This window comes from Arthrobacter sp. RT-1, assembly GCF_003367205.1.
In the GTDB taxonomy this organism is placed as follows: Bacteria; Actinomycetota; Actinomycetes; order Actinomycetales; family Micrococcaceae; genus Arthrobacter.
In genome coordinates, this window is record NZ_QRGQ01000048.1 from 1 (window position 1) to 433 (window position 433).

Here is a 433-nt window from a genome sequence, read left to right on the forward strand (position 1 = left end):
CGCCTCGCGGGCGTTGTCCAGCTGCAGCCGCTTCCCGCCCGGCAGGAACAACTCCCCCGCAGCCGCATCAAGAACCACCGGCTGGTCCCCCACCACCGTGATCTGCAGGTCGCCCGCGCCCTTCAACTCGCCCCACGTCTCGGACTCCGAAGACGTGACCTCACCGTTGGCATCAACACCGGTCACCGTCACCACCCCCGACTCCGGATCCGCCGAGTAAATCCGGTCATCCTCCCCCACAGCAGACACGGTGCCCTCCGAGCCCACCAGCACCGGCTCGGTAGCCTCCTCATCAAAACCATTCACCGTGGACGGCGACACCGCCCACACCTTGCCCGAAGCCGCATCCGTCACCGAGATCACCTCGGAGCCGAAACTCACATCAGCAGCCCCCGGCAACTGCTTATCCCCACCCAGGCGCATGTTCGCCGGC

Annotated in this window: 1 protein-coding gene; it reads right to left on the bottom strand. The window is 66.7% G+C overall.

Annotated features, from left to right (window positions below; translation table 11 throughout):
- On the bottom strand, positions 1–433 hold a 433-nt coding region (locus tag DXK94_RS20285; RefSeq protein ID WP_147294411.1), incomplete at both ends, for a hypothetical protein.